Annotated in this window: 20 protein-coding genes and 2 pseudogenes; 15 read left to right on the forward strand and 7 right to left on the reverse strand. The window is 29.4% G+C overall.

Going from position 1 to position 21,158, the window contains the following annotated elements:
• Positions 1-335, forward strand: a pseudogene (locus O6B72_RS00005) (autotransporter outer membrane beta-barrel domain-containing protein); the annotation flags it as partial.
• A 105-nt stretch (positions 336-440) separates the two neighbouring features.
• On the opposite strand, the pseudogene O6B72_RS00010 reads toward O6B72_RS00005, so the two are convergent.
• The 3 genes and pseudogenes from O6B72_RS00010 to O6B72_RS00020 form a co-directional block, all read right to left on the reverse strand.
• Positions 441-605: pseudogene (locus tag O6B72_RS00010) on the reverse strand (inorganic phosphate transporter); the annotation flags it as partial.
• 27 nt (positions 606-632) lie between these two features.
• Positions 633-1,445 (reverse strand): hypothetical protein, encoded by an 813-nt coding sequence (locus O6B72_RS00015; protein ID WP_269491876.1) that lies wholly within the window; start codon positions 1,443-1,445, stop codon positions 633-635.
• A 73-nt stretch (positions 1,446-1,518) separates the two neighbouring features.
• On the reverse strand, positions 1,519-3,081 hold the full coding sequence (locus tag O6B72_RS00020; protein ID WP_269491877.1) for an inorganic phosphate transporter: 1,563 nt from the start codon (positions 3,079-3,081) through the stop codon (positions 1,519-1,521).
• Between the two features lie 126 nt (positions 3,082-3,207).
• On the opposite strand from O6B72_RS00020, the gene O6B72_RS00025 reads away from it, so the two are divergent.
• The 14 genes from O6B72_RS00025 to O6B72_RS00090 all read left to right on the forward strand — a co-directional run bounded on the left by O6B72_RS00025 (position 3,208) and on the right by O6B72_RS00090 (position 16,651).
• The gene (locus O6B72_RS00025; protein WP_269491878.1) at positions 3,208-3,963 is read left to right on the forward strand and encodes an exodeoxyribonuclease III; all 756 of its coding nucleotides are present in this window, start codon (positions 3,208-3,210) and stop codon (positions 3,961-3,963) included.
• Between the two features lie 82 nt (positions 3,964-4,045).
• Entirely contained in the window at positions 4,046-5,395 is a 1,350-nt protein-coding gene (locus O6B72_RS00030; protein WP_156847562.1) for a sodium-dependent transporter, read from the forward strand.
• 104 nt (positions 5,396-5,499) lie between these two features.
• Positions 5,500-7,632, forward strand: coding sequence for an FTR1 family iron permease (locus tag O6B72_RS00035; RefSeq protein ID WP_269491879.1), 2,133 nt, complete (start codon positions 5,500-5,502; stop codon positions 7,630-7,632).
• Positions 7,629-8,153, forward strand: coding sequence for an iron transporter (locus O6B72_RS00040; protein ID WP_016646072.1), 525 nt, complete (start codon positions 7,629-7,631; stop codon positions 8,151-8,153). The genes O6B72_RS00035 and O6B72_RS00040 overlap by 4 nt, the downstream gene beginning before the upstream one ends.
• A 36-nt stretch (positions 8,154-8,189) precedes the next feature.
• A complete protein-coding gene (locus tag O6B72_RS00045) occupies positions 8,190-9,608 on the forward strand; it encodes a Fe-S-containing protein (RefSeq protein ID WP_269491880.1) in 1,419 nt (472 codons plus the stop codon).
• Positions 9,598-10,848 carry an ABC transporter permease gene (locus O6B72_RS00050; protein WP_258299331.1) on the forward strand — a complete coding sequence of 417 codons (1,251 nt, stop codon included), beginning with the start codon at positions 9,598-9,600 and terminating at the stop codon, positions 10,846-10,848. The genes O6B72_RS00045 and O6B72_RS00050 overlap by 11 nt, the downstream gene beginning before the upstream one ends.
• Positions 10,835-11,965 (forward strand): ABC transporter permease, encoded by a 1,131-nt coding sequence (locus tag O6B72_RS00055; RefSeq protein WP_269491881.1) that lies wholly within the window; start codon positions 10,835-10,837, stop codon positions 11,963-11,965. The genes O6B72_RS00050 and O6B72_RS00055 overlap by 14 nt, the downstream gene beginning before the upstream one ends.
• On the forward strand, positions 11,966-12,631 hold the full coding sequence (locus O6B72_RS00060) for an ABC transporter ATP-binding protein (protein ID WP_156847557.1): 666 nt from the start codon (positions 11,966-11,968) through the stop codon (positions 12,629-12,631).
• Positions 12,615-13,109, forward strand: coding sequence for a TlpA family protein disulfide reductase (locus tag O6B72_RS00065; protein WP_258299334.1), 495 nt, complete (start codon positions 12,615-12,617; stop codon positions 13,107-13,109). The genes O6B72_RS00060 and O6B72_RS00065 overlap by 17 nt, the downstream gene beginning before the upstream one ends.
• On the forward strand, positions 13,070-13,519 hold the full coding sequence (locus O6B72_RS00070; RefSeq protein WP_101636364.1) for a TlpA family protein disulfide reductase: 450 nt from the start codon (positions 13,070-13,072) through the stop codon (positions 13,517-13,519). The genes O6B72_RS00065 and O6B72_RS00070 overlap by 40 nt, the downstream gene beginning before the upstream one ends.
• A gap of 46 nt (positions 13,520-13,565) precedes the next feature.
• The gene (locus O6B72_RS00075; protein WP_156847555.1) at positions 13,566-13,997 is read left to right on the forward strand and encodes a hypothetical protein; all 432 of its coding nucleotides are present in this window, start codon (positions 13,566-13,568) and stop codon (positions 13,995-13,997) included.
• 14 nt (positions 13,998-14,011) lie between these two features.
• On the forward strand, positions 14,012-15,169 hold the full coding sequence (locus O6B72_RS00080) for an MFS transporter (RefSeq protein WP_269491882.1): 1,158 nt from the start codon (positions 14,012-14,014) through the stop codon (positions 15,167-15,169).
• Positions 15,170-15,237: 68 nt separating this feature from the next.
• Positions 15,238-16,227, forward strand: a complete 990-nt coding sequence (locus O6B72_RS00085) for a DUF2156 domain-containing protein (protein WP_101637327.1) — start codon at positions 15,238-15,240, stop codon at positions 16,225-16,227.
• A 1-nt stretch (position 16,228) separates the two neighbouring features.
• Complete coding sequence (locus O6B72_RS00090) at positions 16,229-16,651, forward strand: GNAT family N-acetyltransferase (RefSeq protein WP_269491883.1); 423 nt, start codon at positions 16,229-16,231, stop codon at positions 16,649-16,651.
• Between the two features lie 13 nt (positions 16,652-16,664).
• Here O6B72_RS00090 and O6B72_RS00095 read toward each other — a convergent pair whose 3' ends face one another.
• The 4 genes from O6B72_RS00095 to O6B72_RS00110 form a co-directional block, all read right to left on the reverse strand.
• Entirely contained in the window at positions 16,665-17,228 is a 564-nt protein-coding gene (locus O6B72_RS00095; protein ID WP_269484511.1) for a hypothetical protein, read from the reverse strand.
• Positions 17,225-17,785 (reverse strand): complement resistance protein TraT, encoded by a 561-nt coding sequence (gene traT / locus O6B72_RS00100; RefSeq protein ID WP_269484512.1) that lies wholly within the window; start codon positions 17,783-17,785, stop codon positions 17,225-17,227. The genes O6B72_RS00095 and traT overlap by 4 nt, the downstream gene beginning before the upstream one ends.
• Before the next feature lie 116 nt (positions 17,786-17,901).
• Entirely contained in the window at positions 17,902-18,462 is a 561-nt protein-coding gene (gene fdh3B, locus O6B72_RS00105; protein ID WP_156847549.1) for a formate dehydrogenase FDH3 subunit beta, read from the reverse strand.
• A 10-nt stretch (positions 18,463-18,472) separates the two neighbouring features.
• Positions 18,473-21,157 carry a formate dehydrogenase subunit alpha gene (locus O6B72_RS00110; RefSeq protein ID WP_415271057.1) on the reverse strand — a complete coding sequence of 895 codons (2,685 nt, stop codon included), beginning with the start codon at positions 21,155-21,157 and terminating at the stop codon, positions 18,473-18,475.
• Position 21,158 lies beyond the last annotated feature (1 nt).

A 21,158-nucleotide genomic window follows, 5' to 3' on the forward strand; every position in this document is an offset into this window, starting at 1 on the left:
GTTATGAATTAGATATAGATGGTGAAACTTTAAATGTTAAAGATATCTCATCAAAAAGAATTAAATTTGATAGTATAGCTTACTATAAAACAAATACAGATACAAATCTATATGCAAGAGCAAGATTTATATATGAACTTGATGGTAAAAGTGGTATTTATGCACCTAATATGAATAAAGATATAGAAAGTACAACTAAAGGCTTTAGTGGTGGAGGTGAACTTGGTGTTATTTATAGTATAAAACCTCTATCAAATATAAGCTTTGGTGTTGGAGCAATGGGTGGTAAAATAGATGAACTTAGTGCAAATCTTAGATTTGTGTATGGGTGGTAGTAAATCTTTATTAAAACTCAAGAACCTTTAAAATATGATTTAAAGGTTCTTATATTTTTAAAGATTTAAAATTGCGATACTAGAAAATTTTCGATCTTATTTAGTAACCTCTTTTCCCATAAACCAAAGTCCAGTTACTAAAGCAACTCCAAAAGTTGCCATTATAATTGGCGGAACCTCAGCAGTTGGATTTATGGTGTTATTTGCCAAAGTATCAATTATTGCAGCAAATGGACCAACGGCGTTTGCAATATCGTTTGACCTATTCACTAAGTTCATCAAAATTTTTTTTAAGTTTTATTTAAAAATTGAATCTGCGCTCATATATAAAAAAGCTTCCATATTAGCATTTGGATAAACTTCTTTCATTAAATTTATAAACTCATCTTTATCTTTTGCAACATTTAAAATTTCTTTTGTTTTTTCAAGATATGAGATGGTGAATTCAACTCCATTTTGATCGATTGGCAATAAATGTGATGATAAAACTAGGCTATATTTTCTTAGCTTTTTCCATTTTTTAAGAAGTGATTTTACTTCATCTTTACTGTGAATTAAAAGATGAGAGTTGTTTGCAGCTAAATGTGTAAAATAAACTCCATAATCTTTAAAATCAATATCTATCTCAGGTGGAAAGCCCTCTTTATTTGCTTTAACATCTACTTTAATTCCTTCAATTTCGTTTTCTCCATCTTTTAAAAGATTAGTTGAAGTAATTGCTGATTTTATCATATCCTCACCAGCTCTTTGCTCGAATAAATCTATAAAAAATGAAATTTTTCCACTTTTTACAAACTCATCTAGAGCTTCAAAACCGTAAATTTTTAAACCATTGTAGCTATTATCAGCTATTGGATGAGTTGCTAAAATCACAGCTTTTAAAGGCTTATCTAAAGTTTTTATATAAGAATTTAAAGCTTTTGTTGATTTATATGTTTCTTGTGGGTCGATCAAAATTAAAAAATCATTAAATTCCAAAATATTTGAAACACTTCCTAAAGCTCCTGTAAATGGGTGAACTTTTAAGGTTTTGTTTTCTGCCTCAGAGGCAAAACTAAAAGTCGTAAAAACTAAAAATGTACTAATAAGTGCTAGTAAAATTTTTTTCATGAAAATCCTTTCTTTTAAAATATCTATTATTGTATAGGATTTTAAAGAATGTTTTATAAACATATTTAAAATTTTAAAATACAATCTTCAACATCACAAATCCAACTGAGCTTATCACAGCTGCTGCAGGTAAAGTTATAACCCAAGTTAATGCAATTGGTTTCATTAAAGCCCAATTTGCCTGTGCGTTTACCACACCAATTCCTAAAACTGCTCCAACTAAAATGTGAGTTGATGAGACAGGAAGTCCTAAAATTGATGCACTCATTACCACACTTGCTGCGGCTAGTTCAGCACAAAAACCAGATGCCGGATGAATTGTTGTTAAGCTTGTTCCAACTGTTTTTATAACCTCTTTTCCCATAAACCAAAGTCCAGTTACTAAAGCAACTCCAAAAGTTGCCATTATAATTGGCGGAACCTCAGCAGTTGGATTTATGGTGTTATTTGCCAAAGTATCAATTATTGCAGCAAATGGGCCAACGGCGTTTGCAATATCATTTGACCCATGTGAAAAGGCAAACCCAGCAGCAGTAAAAACTTGAAGCCAGGAAAACATTAAAAAGGTTGATTTTGATAAATCAGACCTTCTTAAAGTTTTTGCAAAGATAAACATTGCCATCCAAGTTGCTGCACTAATCATCGCTATTATCAAGTAATTTTGCAAATTTGAAAGACCCAACTCTAAATTTTTAAGCCCCTTAAATATAAACATACTTGAAATTATCCCAACACCAAAAGCAGCAATTGCAGGAATTCCCATTTCAAGTGCCTGATGGGATTTCAAAGATTCTTTTTTTGCGTCAAGTTCGTGTATTTTTTTAAAATACTCAGTATCTAAATCATTTGGATCAAAATTGGGATCTTTCATAGTGAAAATATCCATATTCATAGCTTCTGTGAATTTAACTTTTTCAGTCTCACTAAGCTCATCAAAAATTTTTTTATGTATTTTTTTTAGCTCTTTTTTCTTTTTTTTAATTTTTTCTATTTTAAGTTCTGCGATAGCATTATAATTTAAAATATATTTTTTAACAGACTTATAAAGCACAAAAGAACAAATTCCACCTAAAAGTGGTGATAAAAACCAAGATATTACAATTGAACCTATTTTTGACCATTTTACCAGTGATAAAACAGAAATTTCTTTTATATCAAGCATAAAACCAAGTGTTAAACTAGCTCCAACTATCGCTCCAACTATCGCATGAGTTGTAGAAACTGGCCAACCTTTTTTTGTGGCTAAAAATATCCAAATCGAAGCTGAAAATAAAGCACTTATCATTATATAAACAAAATCTATTGGTGAGGTTGATAAACTATTTAAATCTACTATGCCACTTCTAATTGTATCAGTTACATTTGCCCCTGCTAAAACAGCTCCACTTACCTCAAAAACAGCAGCTATTAATAGAGCTTGTGTCAGAGTTAAAGTCCCTGCTCCAACACTTGTTCCAAAAGAGTTTGCAACATCATTTCCACCGATATTAAAAGCCATAAAAAGACCAAATACCGAAGCACATAAAAAAATCATTGTATTTGTGGAGCCTACAAATTCATATCCCCAAACTATAAAAAACCAGCACGATAAGGCAAAAATTCCACCAAAAAAAAGGTTAAGCCTTGAAAACTTCATATTTTTCCTTGCTTCTAAAAGTATGCAAACTATTTTATCTAAATTTAGCTAAAATTTGGCTCTTTTTAAATTTAAAAGTTTTGTTTTATAAATTTTTAACTATAATGCTTTAAAAAGGAAAAAATTTTGAAACTAATTTCTTGGAATATAAACGGCATAAGGGCAGCTGTAAATAAAGATGCTTTTGCCTGGATAGAGGGTACAAAGCCTGATTTTTTGGCTCTTCAAGAGGTAAAAGCAGATCAAGAACAAATCCCAGCTGAAATTTATAACTTACCATTTAAAGAGATAAATTTAAACACTGCAAAAAGAAGTGGATATTCAGGCGTTATGAGTCTTTCAAATTTTGATACAGAGTGTTTTAAATCTCTTTTTAACAATGATGATGAGGGAAGAGTTTTAGAACACCGCTTTAAAAATGTAGTATTATTTAACATCTATTTTCCTAATGGACAAAAAGATGATGAAAGACTTAATTATAAGATGAAATTTTATGATGATTTTTTAAACTATATTGTAAATTTAAAAAATGAAGGAAAAGATATAATAATTTGTGGCGATGTAAATACAGCTCACAAAGAAATCGATCTTAAAAACCCAAAAGCAAACTCTCAAAGGAGTGGATTTTTGGATATTGAAAGAGCTTGGATTGACAAACTTATAAAAAGTGGATTTATAGATACTTATAGATTTTTAAACCCCGAAGACATAAAATACTCTTGGTGGACTTATAGATTTAACGCAAGGGCAAATAACGCTGGTTGGAGAATTGATTACTTTTTTATAAGCAATAGCCTAAAAGATAAATTAAAAAATGCCTTTATAATGAATGAAATTTATGGAAGTGATCACTGTCCTGTTGGCATTGAGATAGAAATTTAATGTAGAATTTTATAAATTTTATCTTTTTAAAATTAAATTTAAGATATAATCGTAATCTTTTAAAACAGAATTTAGGATTTTCATGCAAAATAAAAAACTTTGGAGCAATAAACTTACTTATATTTTAACTGCTGCTGGTGCAACTATCGGATTTGGCTGTACTTGGAGATTTCCGTATTTAGTTGGAGAAAATGGGGGTGGAGCTTATGTGCTACTTTTTTGTTTAGCGATGATTGTTCTTGGAATTCCTATGATTTTGGTTGAAAATGTAATTGGTAGAAATGCTATGAAAAATAGCGTAGATGCATTTTCAAAAAGCAAATTTTGGAAAATTACAGGATATTTAGCACTATTAGGGGCTTTTGGAATACTTGCGTACTATATGGTTTTAGGTGGATGGGTAAGTGCATATATAGCAAATATATTAGGTGGAAATTTTGACCTAGGAACTGCAATAACCTCAAAAGAATACACAGAAAATTTTTATATAAATCATATAGAAAAAAGCCCATTCATGATAGCGGTTTATACTTTTATATTTGTTTTAATAAACTGGTATATTTTAAAAAAAGGTATAATTGATGGAATTGAAAAATATGTTAAATTTTTAATGCCATTTTTATTTTTATGCTTTATAACTGTAATTATAGGAAATATTTTTTTAAGTGGCTTTGAAGAGGGAATTAATTTTTATTTAAGTGTTGATTTTTCTAAAATTGATGCAAAATTATTAATAAATGTTTTAGGGCAAGTTTTCTTTGCTCTTTCGCTTGGATTTGGCGTTATGATAACATTATCAAGCTATCTTTCAAAAGATGAGAATTTGATACAAACAGCAACTATCACAGGAGTTGTAAATACTGTAATTGCAATAATGGCCGGATTTATGATATTTCCTGCTATCTTTACAGCAGGACTTTCACCAGATAGTGGCCCAAGTCTTGTTTTTGTAACGTTGCCAGTTGCTTTTTCGCATATCCCATTTGGAAATTTGCTTGCCATTGTATTTTTTTTAATACTTTTGGTAGCTGCACTCACAACTTCACTTACAATTTATCAAGTAATAATTCAGGTTTTAGAAGAAAAATTTAATTTTTCAACTAAAAAAGCTACTGCCTTGACACTTTTTTTTATATTTATTTTTGGAAATCTCCCATCAATCTTAGCTTATGGACCATTTGAAGATATAAAAATTTTAGGGCGAAATATTTTTGATGCTTTTGACATGATAAGTGCAAATTTCTTTTTTGTTATAACTGCTTTTTTATGCTGTATTTATGTTGGTTGGGTTATGAAAGATGAAGCAGTATATGAAATAAGCAATGAAGGAAAACTTAAAAACCCATTTATAAAAATTTGGTTTTATTATGTTAAATTTATACTTCCACTTATAATTTTAGTTGTATTTTTATACGGACTTACTGCAATTTAATTTAAAATAACAGTTTTTTTTAATAAAACTTTAAAGTAAAAAATAGTAACATACCCATAAATTATTTTTTAATGATTTTAACTATCAATCAAAATGAGGACTTTATGAGAATAATTCTAACTATTTTTACACTTATTATCTCACTTTGCTTTGCAAGAGTTGATGATTATTTTAAAGAAACAGAAATCATCAAAGGCCTAATAGACCAAAGTATTGACATTTATGAAAATGGCGATAACCTAAAAGCAAAAAAACTTGTCGAAGATGCATATTTTCAACATTTTGAAAATATGGAAGGCACAATAGGTAGAAATGTTGGTCGCAAAGCCATTTCAATGGAAAGAAAATTTACAAATTTAAGAAGATATTATAAAGATAGTGCTGATATAAATAAAATAAAAGCTTTGATTGATGGGCTTTATTTTGATCTTGATGAAGTTACTCCAATTATTCAAGATGGCTTTAGACTAAAAGCTGAAGCAAGTGACTTAAACTACGATAAAGAAGCAGCTATAAAATCATCAATAGAAGCAAATGCTAAAAGAGAAGCAGAGGCAGATGATATATTTGCAATGCTTTTAGGAGAAAGCAATAATTCAAATAATGCGCTAGATAAAAATGAAACAAAAGATGAAAATATTCAAACAATAACACAAAATACAAATAAAAAAACATCAAATTTAAATGAAGATGATATAACCGCGCCAACCTCTAATGATGAAGTTGTAGCTAATCTACAAGCAGCTTCAGCCCTAAATCCTAAACTACAATCTTTACATGATGAATTTTCATTAAAGCTTGATGAGGCGGCTATTGCATTTAGAAATAAAAATTTACTTGAAACAAAAAGCCTTATAAACAAAGCATTATTTGATGATTACAGAAACACAAAGCTTGAAATTGCTATCTCAAATTTTACTAAACCAAAAACAGATCAACAAATTCAACAAGCTTTAAGAAACGTAATTAGATCTTTAGATGATGAAAATCTAACAGAACACGACATTAGAGAAAAATTTGAAAATATTAAAGATACTCTTTTTGATGCTATGCTTTTAATACCTGAAGAAAAAATAGCAGATATTAAAGTCAGTGGATTTAACGAAGATGAGTTTAAAAACAAAGACTACTCAAAAGTTGCAGATGATATAAAACTTGCAACTGATAATATCCTAAAAAATTATGATAAAATGCCAAAAGAGGCTTTAATTGATGAGCTTCAAAGTACTTATTTAGATATTTTTGAAGCATCTGGCATGGAAAATAAAATAGGAGCAGTTGATAGCACACTAAAATTAAATATAGAAAGTTTATTTACTCATGGTGTTGCGCTCATAAAAAGTGGAGCAAACAAAAAAGAACTAAAAGAAAATTTTGATAAATTAAATACATTATTAGTTGGCTCTCTTGATAAGGTCAGCAATACATCACCTTTATTCTTATTTTTAGCAGCGTTTGGAATTTTATTAAGAGAAGGACTTGAAGCACTAATTATCGTAGTTGCAATTGTTTCATATCTAATTCAAAGCGGAAATAAAAATAGGCTTAATATAGCATACTCTGCCTTATTTACAGGTGTCTTTTTAAGCTTCGTAACTGCATTTTTAATATATTACTTTTTTAGAGCTTATGCTGGACAATTTAGAGAATTATTAGAAGGAATTACATTTTTAATAGCAGTTGTATTGCTAATTTATGTAGGATTTTGGATGCTTCACAAAGCAAGAGATAAAAAATGGGCAACTGCTTTAAAAACAGGAGCAATGGATGCTATAAGCAAAAATTCAGCAAAAACACTATGGATAACAGTATTTTTGGCTGTATTTAGAGAAGGTGCTGAGACAGTATTATTTTATCAAGCACTTTTATTTGATGCTTCAACAAGTGCTGATTTTAGTGCTATTTTTGCAGGGCTTGGTGTTGCTATGATAGTTTTAATTGCACTATATTTCTTATTAAAAGCAGGAGCAGTAAGAATTCCTATCAAGCTATTTTTCAAAGTAACTTCATATGTTATATTTTATATGTGTTTTGTATTTACTGGAAAAGGTATAGCAGAACTAGTTGAGGGAAAGATTATAACCCCTACACTAATTACTCAAGAGTTTAAACCAATAACTTGGCTTGGTGTTTATCCTTATTACGAAACATTAATTCCACAATTTTTAGTTCTAATAATATTAATAATAGGTATTTTAATAACAAATAAACTTCAAAAAAAGGAGAAGACAAAATGAGAAAAAGTTTATTAAGTGTTGCACTAAGTAGTGCAGTTTTAACAAGTTTAGCATTTGGTGGTGAAGTTCCAATCGGAGATCCTATTGAAATGCACGGCATGGAGATAGCTGCTGTTTACCTACAACCAATTGAGATGGAACCACGTGGAATTGATCTTGCAGCAAGTCTAGCAGATATCCACCTTGAAGCCGATATTCACGCTCTTAAAGGTAATCCTAATGGCTTTCCTGAAGGTTTTTGGATGCCTTATTTAACAATTGCTTATCAATTAACAAATTTGGATAATGGTAAAGTTAAAAAAGGAACCCTTATGCCAATGGTTGCAGATGATGGTCCTCACTATGGTGCAAATATAAAAATGGATGGCGGAATTGGAAATTATGAGTTAGTTTATGCAATTCAAAACCCTGAAAAACAAGGTTTTGGTCGCCATGTTGATGAAGAAACTGGCGTTGGTAAATGGTTTGAACCTTTTACAGTTAAATATAACTTTAAATACACAGGTACACCTGATAAATAAACTAAGGGGGTAAAAACCCCTTAGAAAAGAGGTTTTATGAGTATATTTTTTGTTCACATATTGGATGCTTTTTTACCATTAGTTTTTTTTATAACACTTTTTTACTTAAAAGAAAAACTTATAAATTTAGTAAGCTTAGTTTTTAGTGCTTTTGTTTTTGGATATTTTGCATATTTCATTGCATTAAAATATCCATATGGATTAAGAAATTTGTATTTATTTACAAATTCAATGTTAGCTTTTTTATTTATAATAAGCCCTATCTTACTCTTTAAGATTCCTAAATTTATTAAATTTATAGTTCTGTTTTTGATTACTTTTGGTTTTGGTGTTAAATATTTTTATATAAGCAACGGATATGCAATATTTGATAATACTTTACTTGATAGCCTTGGGATTAAAAACTTAGGTTTTATTCTTCTTGGGATAGTATTTTTCTTTGTGTTTTATTTTTGTTTTAAATTTAGCAGAAAAAATATCAACAAAAAGGCTTTTTTAATACCAGTTGGAATTATTTTTATAATAATAAATTTATCATATTTTATATCTGAAGTTTTGCTCATATTAATGAGAAAAAATGTTATAGAAACCGATACCAATATTCTTTCCTTTGTTGCTAAATCACTTCATTATGAAAAATCATTTTGTTATTTTTATATAGCAGTTTTTATTTTATTTGGAATTTTAACTTTTTTTAAATTTATAAAAAATAGTAAAAAAACTAAAATTTTAGATATAAAATTTAGAAAAGAAAAAGCTTATAATAACTCTATAAAAACAAACTTTTTTTCCATAATCTTATCATCAATTATAGCTTTAACAACATTACTTTATTATGATTTACACGCTTCAAGACCCCTTATGATAGATGAGCCTACTATAATTGAGCCTAATGAAAATGATGAGTTTTCTTTTGACATAAATGAGCTAAAAGATAACAAACTCCACCGCTATGCTTATATAAGTGATGATGGAAAAACAATAAGATTTTTTTTGATAAATAAATATCCTGATAGACTAGTGCCAACTGCGGTTTTTGATAGTTGTATGATATGTGGTGATAAAGGATATGTAAAAAGAGGTGATGAGCTTATATGTGTTGCTTGCAATGTTAGGATTTTCCTTCCATCAGTTGGAAAAATGGGAGGATGTAACCCGATACCTTTTAATTTTAAAATAGAAAACAATAAATTGATAATTCCATTCAGTGAAATTATGCTTGGAGCAAACTATTTTAGCGAAGTAAGACAAAAACTAGTAACTGATCCAGTAAGCAAAAATAAAATTATAAATCTAAAAGCAAAATTTAACTATGTTTATGGGGATAAAACTTATTTCTTTGAAAGTGAAGAAAACAAAAAAGAATTTTTAAAAAATCCTGAAAAATATGTTAAAAAACTCACAAAAGCAAATTTTAGAATAGAAGGGTACAAGGAGGTTAAAAATGATTTTTAAAATAATTTTATCATCTATTAGAGGTGATATGAAATTCCTTTCATTTTTAACTATATTTTTAACCACTTTGCTTATCTCTTCAATGTTAAATATTACTTTAAGCATTGGAAATGTTGTATCAAAAGAATTAAGAAGCTATGGCTCAAATATATTAGTTTTACCAAAAGGTAATTCTTTAAGTATAGATGTTGGCGATAAAAAATTTCAACCCTTAAAAAATGAAAACTATATAAGTGAAAGCAACCTCCATGCTATTAAAGAAATTTTTTGGAGAAACAATATAATCGGCTTTGCGCCATTTTTAACAGCTACAATTGATGGAAAAAACATAGTTGGAACCTATTTTGATAAAAACGTAAAAGTTACTGATGAAGAAGACTTTACAACTGGTATAAAAACGATTTATCCATTTTTTAAAATTGATGGTAGATTTCCAAAAGATGATAGTTTAGATGAGGTTTTAGTTGGAAGTGATTTGGCCACAAAGCAAAATATTAAACTAAATGATGAAATAAATATAGAAAATTATAAATTAAAAGTGGTTGGAATTTTAGAATTTGGTGGAGAATTTTCCAATAAATTTATCACCTCTTTAAAATTTACTCAAGAGCTTTTGAATTTGCAAGATAAAGTTGAAAAAGTTGAAGTATCAGCTCTTACAATACCTGAAAATGACCTTGCTCTAAAAGCTAGAAAAAACCTTGATAGTCTAGATCAAGTAGAGTATGATTTATGGTATTGCACAGCTTATGTAAGCTCAATTGCATACCAAATAAGCGAAGATTTAAAAGGTGCAGATGCAAAAGCACAAACTCAAATAAGCGATGCTGAAAGTAGTGTTGTGACAAAAATTCAAGCCCTAATGCTTGTAGTAAGTCTTATTTCACTAATTGTTTCAAGCATAGCAATTTCATCACTCATGACATCTGAAATTTATAGAAGAACTAAAGAAATAGGACTTTTAAAAGCTCTTGGTGCAAACAATTTTCAAATTTATTTAAATTTTGCACTTGGAAGCGTTTTTGTTGCCATAATCTCATCCTTAGTTGGAGTTGCTTTTGGATATTTAGTTTCAGAGATTATTTCATATTTTATTTTTTCACATTTTATAAGCATATCTTTTATAGTCATACCAATAACTTTATTTTTTGCTGTTTTAATAGCACTTATTGGATCACTTTTGCCTATGAGAAATGTTATAAATCTACTTCCAGCGGAGGTTTTATATGGAAGAAAATAATAAATTTTTTCTAAGCTCTATTTTTAAAAGCTTAAAAGTTGGAAGTAAAAGAGTTTTTGTTATTTTTATAGCTATTTTTATTGGAACTTCTGTAAGTTCTGGGTTTTTAGGTATTTATTTTGATATTGACACAAAAATGAGTAAAGAATTAAAAGCATATGGAGCAAATTTTATTATAACTCCACAAAATGGAAATTATATAAAATTTAATGATTATGAAAAAACTATTAACAAAATAGATAAAAATTTACTTTTGGGAATAACACCATATTTATATGGATATTATAGTTTTGGCATTGGCAATGGAATCATCGCAGGAGTTGATTTTCAAGGGCTTAAAAAGACAAAACCGTTTTTAGAAGTTAGACAAGGAAGTATGAATTTAAGTGATTTTTCGCAAGACTCAGCTTTTCTAGGCATAAATTTAGCAAAAAGTTTGGAAGCTAAAATTAACCAAACCATCACTATAACAAACCCTAAAAACTTAGTTTCTAAAAATGTTATCGTAAAAGGGATATTTTACGGTGGCGATGAAAGTGATGAGCTTATGTTTGTAGATATTTCAGTAGCTCAAGCTCTTGATGAGGAAAAGATCATAAACTATGCAAACGCAGTTATAAATTTAAATTTTGATAAAATTTCAAATTTAAGTAAAGAATTAAGCAATGATTTGATAAATGCAAAACCAATAGCTCAAATTTCACTCTCAGAAGGGGCGATGCTTGATAAGATAAAAGGACTTATGGCATTAATTGGATTAGTTATTTTAATAATCAGCTCAACTAGTGTAAATACAACACTTAGTTCAATTATTTTCTCAAGAAAAAAAGAAATTGCTCTAAATTTGGCTCTTGGTGCAACAAAAAAAGATATTGTAAAACTTTTTGGAACCGAGATAGCAATAATTACTATTTTTAGTGCAGTTTTAGGTGCATTTAGTGGTTATATTCTAGCTCAAATTTTAGGAATGATGATATTTAAAGCAAGTATTGATTTTAGAATTTTATCAGTTATAATTGCAGTTTTAATTTCACTAATTTGTTCGTTTATAGCAGCATTTTATCCAATAAAAAAAGCTATTAAAATCAATCTTGCAGATACACTTAGAGGAGAATAAATGGAAAATGTAATAAGTTTAAAAAATATATTTAAAAGCTTTAAAGATGTTCATGCATTAGAGGATATAAGCTTTGATGTCCCTAAAAATCAATGGCTAAGCATAATGGGACCAAGCGGAAGTGGTAAAACAACTTTAATAAATATTTTATCACTAATGGATAATCCAACAAGCGGTATTTACGAGCTTTTAGGAAAAAATGTTGCAAATTTATCTCAAAATGAGCATTTAAAAATAAGACGTGAAACAATAGGACTTATTTTTCAACAATTTCATTTAATACCTTATTTAAGCGTTTTAGAAAATGTTATGCTTGCCCAATATTATCATTCAAGTGTTGAAGTTGAGGATGCAAAAGCTATGCTTGATATGGTTGGATTAGGTCATAGATTTACCCATTTGCCAAGTCAATTAAGTGGTGGTGAGCAACAAAGAGTTTGTATTGCAAGGGCCTTGATAAACAATCCTGAAATTTTAATAGCTGATGAGCCAACTGGGAACTTGGATGAAAAAAATGAAGGTGTAGTGCTTGAGCTTTTTCAAAAAATAAAAAAAGATGGAAAAACTATTATTTTAATAACACATAACCCAAGCTTAGGAAAACAAGGCGATAGAATGATAACCCTATCACACGGAAAACTTATCAATGATGAAAAAATTAATTAGCATTTTTTTAAATTTATTTTTTTTTAGCTTGATTTTATCAGGTTGCCAGAAAGATTCAAGTGCAGACATTGGAGAGATGGCACCTGAAATTTCAGCTACAACCATAAATGGCAAAAAGATGAGGATTCATCAACAAAATGATGTTAATAAAATAATTGTATTTTGGCAATATGGCTGTTTAAGCTGCACACAAATACTTCCAAATTTAGATGAGTTTTTAAAACAAAATCCGGGTGTTTTTAAAGCTTATGCAATAAATTCAGTAAATGATGAAAAGATTATCAAAAACTATTTTGATGAGATGAATTTTTCTTCTATTGTGGTTTTAAAAGATGATCTTAAAATAAGCTTTGATAGATACGGTGTAAAAACACTTCCAAGTATTTTTATAATAGATAAAAATGGCACTATAAAAGATAAAATTTATGGAGATATTGGTTGGAAAAATTTAAAAGCAAAATTATCTTATTTTTTATAATATTGTTTATTTGTGGATGCAATGATGGAATTTTAGCACTAAATTCAAAAGAACCATTTTATTTTAAATTTAAAAACAGCGAACTTACTCTTACAAATCATGATAGTTTCGGTCTTATTTTTATAACAAAAGAGTGTGGTGCTTGCAAGGAGCAACTTAAATATTTAAAAAATAGTAAATTTAATTTCATAGTTGTGCTTGGAGATGCAAAAGATATGAATGATGCTTTAAATTTCACAAAAGATAAAGATATCAATTTTCCACTTATTTTTGATAAAGATAGCGTTTTGTTTTTATCAAATGCAGTTGGTGGGATAAGCGGTGTTCCTGCAACTTTTATATACAACAAAGACAATAAAAAAAGATTTTTAGGACTTACTCCAAAAAGTGTTATAGAAAAAGAGTTTTAATAAACTTGAAAAATATTTTGATATAATCTAGCTTTTAAGGAAAAAAATGAAAAAAAAGCTAGTTATTTTTACTATTTTATTTACAGTTGTAGCTTTATTTTTATTAGTTTTTAATAAAAAAGAAAAAGATATAAAAACTGAATTTAGCCTGGACTGCTATTTAAATATAGAAAATTGTGAAATTTCATATAAAGATAAGCAGGTTTTATTTTCGTTTTCCAATAAACCAGTTCGTGCAATGACTCCAAACACTTTAAAAATTTCAAATTTAGAAGGAAATTTTACAAATTTAAATGCCAAAATAAAAGGCTTAAATATGAATATGGGAACCTTAAAAACAAATTTTATCAAAAAAGATGAAATTTATGAAGGTGAGTTAATTTTTAGTTCATGCTACAAGGATATGCTTTATGAAATTTCATTTTTTGATGACGAAAAACCTTTAAATTTGAAGGTTTTTGTAGTTATAACTCTTTAAATTAATAGGTAAAAATGGATAAAAAAGTCTCAAAATTTATAAGTTTTACAATCTTAACACTATCTCTTACAACAATTATGGCTGGTGCTGCAATAGCTCCAGCACTTGGGATGATAAGTGAACATTTTAATCAAACTAGTAAAATTTTAGTATCACAAATAGTTTCAATTCATAGTATATTTATTATTTTTAGTGCATTCTTATTTAGCTTTTTAACCAAATACTTAAATGCTAAAAATATAGCTATTTTAGGACTTTGTCTTTACATAATAGGTGGAGTTGGAGCATCATTTTTTGATAATATTTGGATAATTTTATTTTTAAGAGCAATTTTAGGAATTGGGGTTGGTTTCATTCAGCCACTTACAAACGGACTTATTGGTTTTTTATATGATGATAAAGACAAAGTAAAACTCCTAGGTTTATCATCAGCGATGTCAAGCCTTATGGGGTTAATAGCAGCACCACTTTCAGCCTATCTTGCTGCTATTTCTTGGAATTATAGCTTTTACATCTATTTTTTAGGTGTTTTTGTTATGGTTTTTGTAGTTTTGTTTTTGCCAACCGTTATACTTAGACAAAATAAAAATAAAACTACAAATTTAGAGGTTTTAAAACAAATCTATCCATTTTGTATAGCTGTTTTTTTAACTATGCTTACTTTTTATTCTTTTCCTACAAATTTTTCAATAAATATACTTGAAAAAGGTTTTGTAGAGCCAAAATATATTGGGCTTCTTATGGCTCTTCAACATTTTTTTGTTATTTTAGTAGGAGTGTTTTTCGCTAGAATATTAAAAATATTTAAGGAATATTCTAAATTTATTTTTGGTGTATTTTTTGGAACTGGATTTTTAATGCAATTTCTAGCATCAAATTTAAATTTTATATTTATAGGACTTTTGCTTGTTGGTCTTGGACATGGCTTTTTGATGCCATTTATAATGTCAAGAGTAAGTATTTATGTAAAAAAAGAAAATATGGCAATCGCAATGAGCTTAATGAGCATATTTTTATATTTAGGACAATTTGTAAATCCTTATTTGATTAAATTTATACTTATTTTATTTTCATCCAACTCTTCAAATTTAGCATTTTTAATGAGTTTTATTTTTAGTATAATTTTATTTTTATGGTTTTTTTATATAGATCGATTTTATTTTGAAAAATAACCTTTTTTAGGCACAAAACTAAAAAATTAGAGTATAATCCCAAAATTATTTCATTAAAAGGAAAAGTTTTGGAATTTAAAGTAAATGGTGTTGATTTTCATAAATTTAATATCGACACAAAACCTGTTATGGAAAAATATCTTCTTACTCTAGGTGAGGATTTGGAAGTTGATATAAGCGATTATACTTTTGCTGCAAATTACATTTGGCTGTCAAATGTAAGTGGATTTTACGCAATTATCGAAGATAGTTTTTGTCTTTTTGTAATGACTGGAACTGAACTTAGTATGCTTTTACCACCAATTGGAAAACTTAAAAATCTTAAAAACGCTATTTTAAAATGTTTTGAAATTATGAATCAAAACAACTCTTCTAAGTTTTTTTCTCATATTGACTATGTTGCTGAATGCGTGCTTGATAAATTTGCAAAATCCCTAGATGAAACAGCTGATATTTTCGATGTTTTTGAAGATTTTATTTTTGAAAAAAAACTTGCAGATTACATCTATAAAAGTGATGATTTGATAGAACTAAAAGGAAATGCCTACCATACAAAACGAACTGAAATCAACAAATTTAAAAAAACATATCCAAATTTTGAAGTTTTTCCATTAAACGTTGAAAAACATAAAAACGATATTTTAAATCTTACAAATTTATGGGCACAAGAGCGTATAAAATATATGCCAAGTGTTGCAAATGGTGAATTTATGGAAGGAATTTATCAAGAGCAAGCAGCAATAAAAAGAATGCTAAATCACTATAAAGAACTTGAATTAATAGGTATAGTTTTGTATATTGATGGCGTTTTAAAAGGCTTTACAGTTGGCGAAAAAATAAATGAAGGTGTTGCAAGTGTAATAATAGAAAAAACAGATTTTGAAGTTTTAGGTTGCGCGCAATTTATATTTAGAGAGTTTTCTAAAGTTTTAAAAGAGCATTTTGAATGTGATCTTATAAATGTCGGAGATGATATGGGCTTTGAAAATCTTAAAAAAGTAAAGATGAGTTATCGCCCTCACAAACTCGAAATAAAATACTCAATTTATCAAAAATAAAATGATAAGAAAAGCAACTAATAGCGATATAAAAGCACTTTTAGAGATAGAAAATGAAAGCTTTAATGAGTTTAAGCTAAGCAAATCTTCATTTTATTATCATATAAAAAGAAATTTTTTATATGTTTATGAGCTAGAAAGCGATAAATCTATTTTAAAAAAAAGGGAAATTCTAGGATATTGTTTAGTATTTTCATATCTTAAAATTCCTAGAATTTACTCAATCGCAGTTAGTAAAAAAGCTAGAAATTTAGGTATTGGTTCAGCTATGCTTGAGTTTTTAGCTCTAAAGTTTAAAACTCTAAGACTTGAAGTAAGAAGTGATAATAAAGCTATACATTTATATGAAAAATTTGGCTTTAAAAAGGTAAAAATTTTACCAAATTACTATGAAGATTGTGATGGGATTTTAATGATTAGATAAAATCCCAAATATTTTAATTCAAAAATTTCAAATAATTTAAAATTTGATTAGAAATTTTAGTATTTAAAATTTCCATCATTGTGTTAGTACTATTTGTGTTTTTATCGCTTTGAAAGTATAAATTTGTCTCATAAATCTCACCATCAATATTTATTTGAAGTGAAATTTCTGCATCATAAACATAGCTATTAGTAACTGATGAGTAATAGTCATCTAAGGCATCCAATCTATCGTATCCAAAATATCTAAAATTTATACCACTTACAACAAATGGATCAATATCTTTTATATAATTTCGTCTGAAAAAGTTTAAATTTCCTCTGATTTTGGTGGAAGCCTCACTTTTATCGCTGACTATCTCATAGCCATTTTTAGCTAAATTTAGTGAAACGGCCTGTGTTAGATTGCTATCGACACTACTTGTATTTGTAAAATTAACATAAGCCGAGTTGTTATTAGGAGCATTTTTTATAAAAATTGGTTTTGAACTTTTTACAACACTTCTATCGGTATAGGTTTTACCAGCACAACCAAAAAATAAAATAATGCTAAAAAATAAAATTATATATTTTTTCATAAGTTTAAATACCTTAAAATTTGATTTGAGACTTTTTCTTCAAGCTCATTTAAAGCACTTTCAAAAGAACTACCCTCTTTGCTTTGATAATTAAAAAGTGTTTGATAAGTTTTTATATCTTTTAGGCTTTTTACTTTTGCAAAAAAAGAAATTTGAGCTTCATAAGCAGCACTATCAAAAATATTAGCACTTGTTCCAAAACCAATACCAAAATTTGAAAAACCACTACCTAAACCAACGCCAATCCTAGGTGATGAGCCATTCGATAGATTTATTTTTTTAAAATAGTTTAAATTAATTTTTATAATAGTATCTGCAAGATTTTTATTATCTATTACACTATAACCATTTTGTAATAAACTCGAAGCAAGTTTTTTATCTAAATTACTACTAGTTTGGCTTGTATTTGTAAATTTGATATAAACTTTTTGGCTTTTTGGCTTTTCATCTATAAAAACAGGCTCGCTCTGACTTAAAATACCGGAATTTTGAGCTTTATTAGCAGCACAACCAATAAATAAAAATGACATTAAAAACAATATAATATATTTTTTCATCTTTTTATCCTTTTGTTATTTTAGATAAATTTTAGCATAAGTTATAAAATTTAAGAATATATTTTATTTTTAAATAAATTTAAGTTTTGGAAACTTTCGTCTCCAAAACTTTTTAATTAATATTTTGTAGCTGCGTTTCTTAAAGTAACCCTAGTTCTGTAAATGTTAGAAACCTCAGTTGCATCACCAACTAAAAGAGCATTTGTCGAGCAAATAGCCGCACACATAGGTATTTTACCCTCAGCTATGCGGTTTTGTCCATAAAGTTCTCTTTCTTCGTGTGAGTTAGTCTCTTCAGGGCCACCTGCACACATTGTACATTTATCCATTTCACCCTTTATCCCAAAAGCTCCATCTCTTGGAAATTGTGGTGCACCAAATGGACATGCATATAGACAATATCCACAACCTATGCAAGTCTTTTTATCATGTAAAACGATACCATCTTCTCTAACATAAAAACATTGAACTGGACAAACTTGTGCACAAGGTGCATCAGTACAGTGCTGACAAGCTATAGTTGTAGCTATTTCTTTCCCTGGAACACCCTCGTTTAAAAGTAAAACCTTTCGTCTATTTATACCAATTGGTACTTCATGGGCCGAAGAGCAAGCTACTTGACAACCATAGCAACCTATACATCTATCATTATCCACATAAAATTTTAATCTTGCCATAATGCTCTCCTTATGCCTTTTCTAATCTACATAAACCTGCATTAAACTCTGAAATTTGAGTAACAGGGTCAAAACCGTAGTTTGTTATTGTATTTGAACTCTCACCTATTATATAAGGCTTCGTTCCCTCAGGGTATCTGTGACTTAAATCAACTCCTTGCATAACTCCAGCAAAGTGATATGGTAAGCAGATATTATTTGGTGTTACTGAATAAGAATAGTAACATTTAACTTTTATCTTAGTTCCTTGCGGAGCGTGTATCCACATCATATCTCTATCTTTTATGCCGTATTTTGCAGCTAGACTTGGATGAACATGAGCAAACATTTCAGGTGTTATGGATGCAAGGTATTTAGAAGTTCTTTCTATCATTCCAGCTCCACTTAAATTTACAAATCTAAGTGAACTCATAACAGTTGGAAACTCTTTACTCCAATCTTTTTCTTGTTGCTCGCTTATAAACTTACTTGCAACACGGAAATTTCTTTCCTGATCTTCCCATGTTGGGTATTTTTGAACTAAATCCCATCTTGGTGAGTGAATCGGCTCTCTATGTTTTGGAATTTGATCGGCAAACTCCCAAACAATAGCCCTTGCTCTTGCATTTCCACATGGACAAACTCCAGCTTCTCTACATTTTTTAGCAATAATTCCACTATAATCATCACTCCAGCTAGATCCCATTTTTCTTTTTTCATCTTCTGTTAAAGTTATGCCTAAAACTTTTTCAATGTTTTCTTTTGTGATTTGTGGATATCCACCTTTTACTTTTGAACCAGGTAAAGTTATGCTCTCATCAGCTAGTTGATTTACCCCATTGTGCTCTAGCCCAAATCTATTTCTAAAGCCCATACCGCCCTCTGCATAAGGTTTAGAAACATCATAAAGTATTGGAGTTCCTGGATGCTTTTCATCCCAGCAAGGCCATGGAAGTCCGTAGTATTCACCCTCAACTGGACCTCTTCCCATTTGTGTATCAGGATCAAAGTTGTGCCAATTTTCTTGGTGTTTTCTAAGTCTTGCGGCAGTTCTTCCATTATTTCCTATACTTTGAGTATTTCTTGCTATCTCATCAGTTGCATCATCAGGCCACTTAAAGTCATCTTTAACTTGTTTTATCTCACCATCAACAATACCCATCTTCATACCGCGCACATACTCATCATAAAAGCCAAATTTCTTAGCAAACAAAAACATAACTTCTTGATCTTCTTTGCTCTCATAGATAGGCTTTATAATTTGAGTTCTCCACTGAGCGGCTCTATTTGTAGCTGTTACATAGCCCTCGCTTTCAAACTGAGTTGCAACAGGCAAAACATAAATTCCATCAGGTCTATCGCTAAGGATTGCAACTTCATTTAAGAATGGCTCTGCGACAACTAACATATCTAGCTTATCAACTGCTTCTTGAATTTTTACAGTATGAGCCATGGAGGTAATTCCTGTTCCTTGTACCCAAAGAACTCTTAAATTTCCACTTGAATATGTTTTTTCCTCTTTTAAGACACCTTGCCACCATTTTGCAAGTGAATATCCCTTTTCATTTCGCCAATTTCTATCTTCAGGATTTGCAGGATCGTGGTAAAAATACTCTTTAAAATTTGTTCCTTTAACTGGTTCGCCCAACTTCTCTCTAGGCTCTTTGGTTGAAACAGCAAATCTTTTTACAAACTCGTCAAAATCAACACCCCAGCCTTTGCAGTGATGTTTCCATGCGCTATCGCCTAAGCCATAATATCCTGATGTGCTATCAGCCAAACAGTTCATATCAGTAGCGCCTTGAACGTTATCGTGACCTCTAAGGATGTTTGTTCCGCCACCTTCTTTACCCATATTTCCCAATACTAATTGAAGTATTGATAAAATTCTTGTATTTGAGTGACCAACTGAATGTTGGGTGATACCAAGTGACCAAAACAAAGTTGCTGGTTTTGTAGTAGCAAACATTCTTGTAAATTGGATTAACTCTTCAGTTTTACAGCCTGTTACATTTGCGACTTCTTCAGGAGTCCAATGTTTTGCTTCTTCTTTTATCTCTTCAACACCATAAGTTCTAGTTCTAATAACCTCTTTATCTTCCCAACCATTTTTAAAGATAAGATGAAGCATTCCATAAATAAATGCTATATCAGTTCCAGGCCTTATTCTAATAAACATATCAGCTTTTGCAGCTGTTCTTGTATAAACAGGATCTACCACAACTAAAGTTGCGTTATTTCTATCTTTAGCTTGAAGAATGTGTTTCATAGCACCAACTGGGTTTGCAACTGCTGGATTTGCTCCAATTACTAACATCATCTTAGCATTTTTAGCAACATCTCCAACGTGATTTGTCATAGCGCCATAACCCCAAGTATTCGCCACACCGGCGACTGTTGCACTATGTCAAATTCTAGCAACGTGATCTATATTGTTTGTTCCCCAAAATGCTGCAAATTTTCTAAAATAAAATGCCTGTTCATTTGAAAATTTAGCCGAACCTAGAAACTCAACTGAGTCAGGTCCATCCTCTTGGCGGATCTTCATCATCTTATCGCCGATTTCATTTACAGCGGTCTCCCAGCTAATCCTCTCCCACTTGCCATTTACCTTTTTAAGTGGATATTTTAGCCTCATTTTAGACTTTGTTAAATCAATTTGATCAATTCCTTTTGAGCAATGACTTCCTTGACTTATTGGATGATCTATCGCCATA

Origin of the sequence: Campylobacter ureolyticus (assembly GCF_027277485.1) — a bacterium.
GTDB classification, from domain to species: domain Bacteria; phylum Campylobacterota; class Campylobacteria; order Campylobacterales; family Campylobacteraceae; genus Campylobacter_B; species Campylobacter_B ureolyticus_B.

Excerpts from the sequence above, each read along its gene's own strand:
- O6B72_RS00015 (WP_269491876.1), bottom strand. The coding sequence starts at position 1,445 with ATGAAAAAAATTTTACTAGCACTTATTAGTACATTTTTAGTTTTTACG.
- O6B72_RS00020 (WP_269491877.1), bottom strand. The coding sequence starts at position 3,081 with ATGAAGTTTTCAAGGCTTAACCTTTTTTTTGGTGGAATTTTTGCCTTA.
- O6B72_RS00030 (WP_156847562.1), top strand. The coding sequence starts at position 4,046 with ATGCAAAATAAAAAACTTTGGAGCAATAAACTTACTTATATTTTAACT.
- O6B72_RS00035 (WP_269491879.1), top strand. The coding sequence starts at position 5,500 with ATGAGAATAATTCTAACTATTTTTACACTTATTATCTCACTTTGCTTT.
- O6B72_RS00040 (WP_016646072.1), top strand. The coding sequence starts at position 7,629 with ATGAGAAAAAGTTTATTAAGTGTTGCACTAAGTAGTGCAGTTTTAACA.
- O6B72_RS00045 (WP_269491880.1), top strand. The coding sequence starts at position 8,190 with ATGAGTATATTTTTTGTTCACATATTGGATGCTTTTTTACCATTAGTT.
- O6B72_RS00050 (WP_258299331.1), top strand. The coding sequence starts at position 9,598 with ATGATTTTTAAAATAATTTTATCATCTATTAGAGGTGATATGAAATTC.
- O6B72_RS00055 (WP_269491881.1), top strand. The coding sequence starts at position 10,835 with ATGGAAGAAAATAATAAATTTTTTCTAAGCTCTATTTTTAAAAGCTTA.
- O6B72_RS00060 (WP_156847557.1), top strand. The coding sequence starts at position 11,966 with ATGGAAAATGTAATAAGTTTAAAAAATATATTTAAAAGCTTTAAAGAT.
- O6B72_RS00065 (WP_258299334.1), top strand. The coding sequence starts at position 12,615 with ATGAAAAAATTAATTAGCATTTTTTTAAATTTATTTTTTTTTAGCTTG.
- O6B72_RS00075 (WP_156847555.1), top strand. The coding sequence starts at position 13,566 with ATGAAAAAAAAGCTAGTTATTTTTACTATTTTATTTACAGTTGTAGCT.
- O6B72_RS00080 (WP_269491882.1), top strand. The coding sequence starts at position 14,012 with ATGGATAAAAAAGTCTCAAAATTTATAAGTTTTACAATCTTAACACTA.
- O6B72_RS00090 (WP_269491883.1), top strand. The coding sequence starts at position 16,229 with ATGATAAGAAAAGCAACTAATAGCGATATAAAAGCACTTTTAGAGATA.
- O6B72_RS00095 (WP_269484511.1), bottom strand. The coding sequence starts at position 17,228 with ATGAAAAAATATATAATTTTATTTTTTAGCATTATTTTATTTTTTGGT.
- traT (WP_269484512.1), bottom strand. The coding sequence starts at position 17,785 with ATGAAAAAATATATTATATTGTTTTTAATGTCATTTTTATTTATTGGT.
- fdh3B (WP_156847549.1), bottom strand. The coding sequence starts at position 18,462 with ATGGCAAGATTAAAATTTTATGTGGATAATGATAGATGTATAGGTTGC.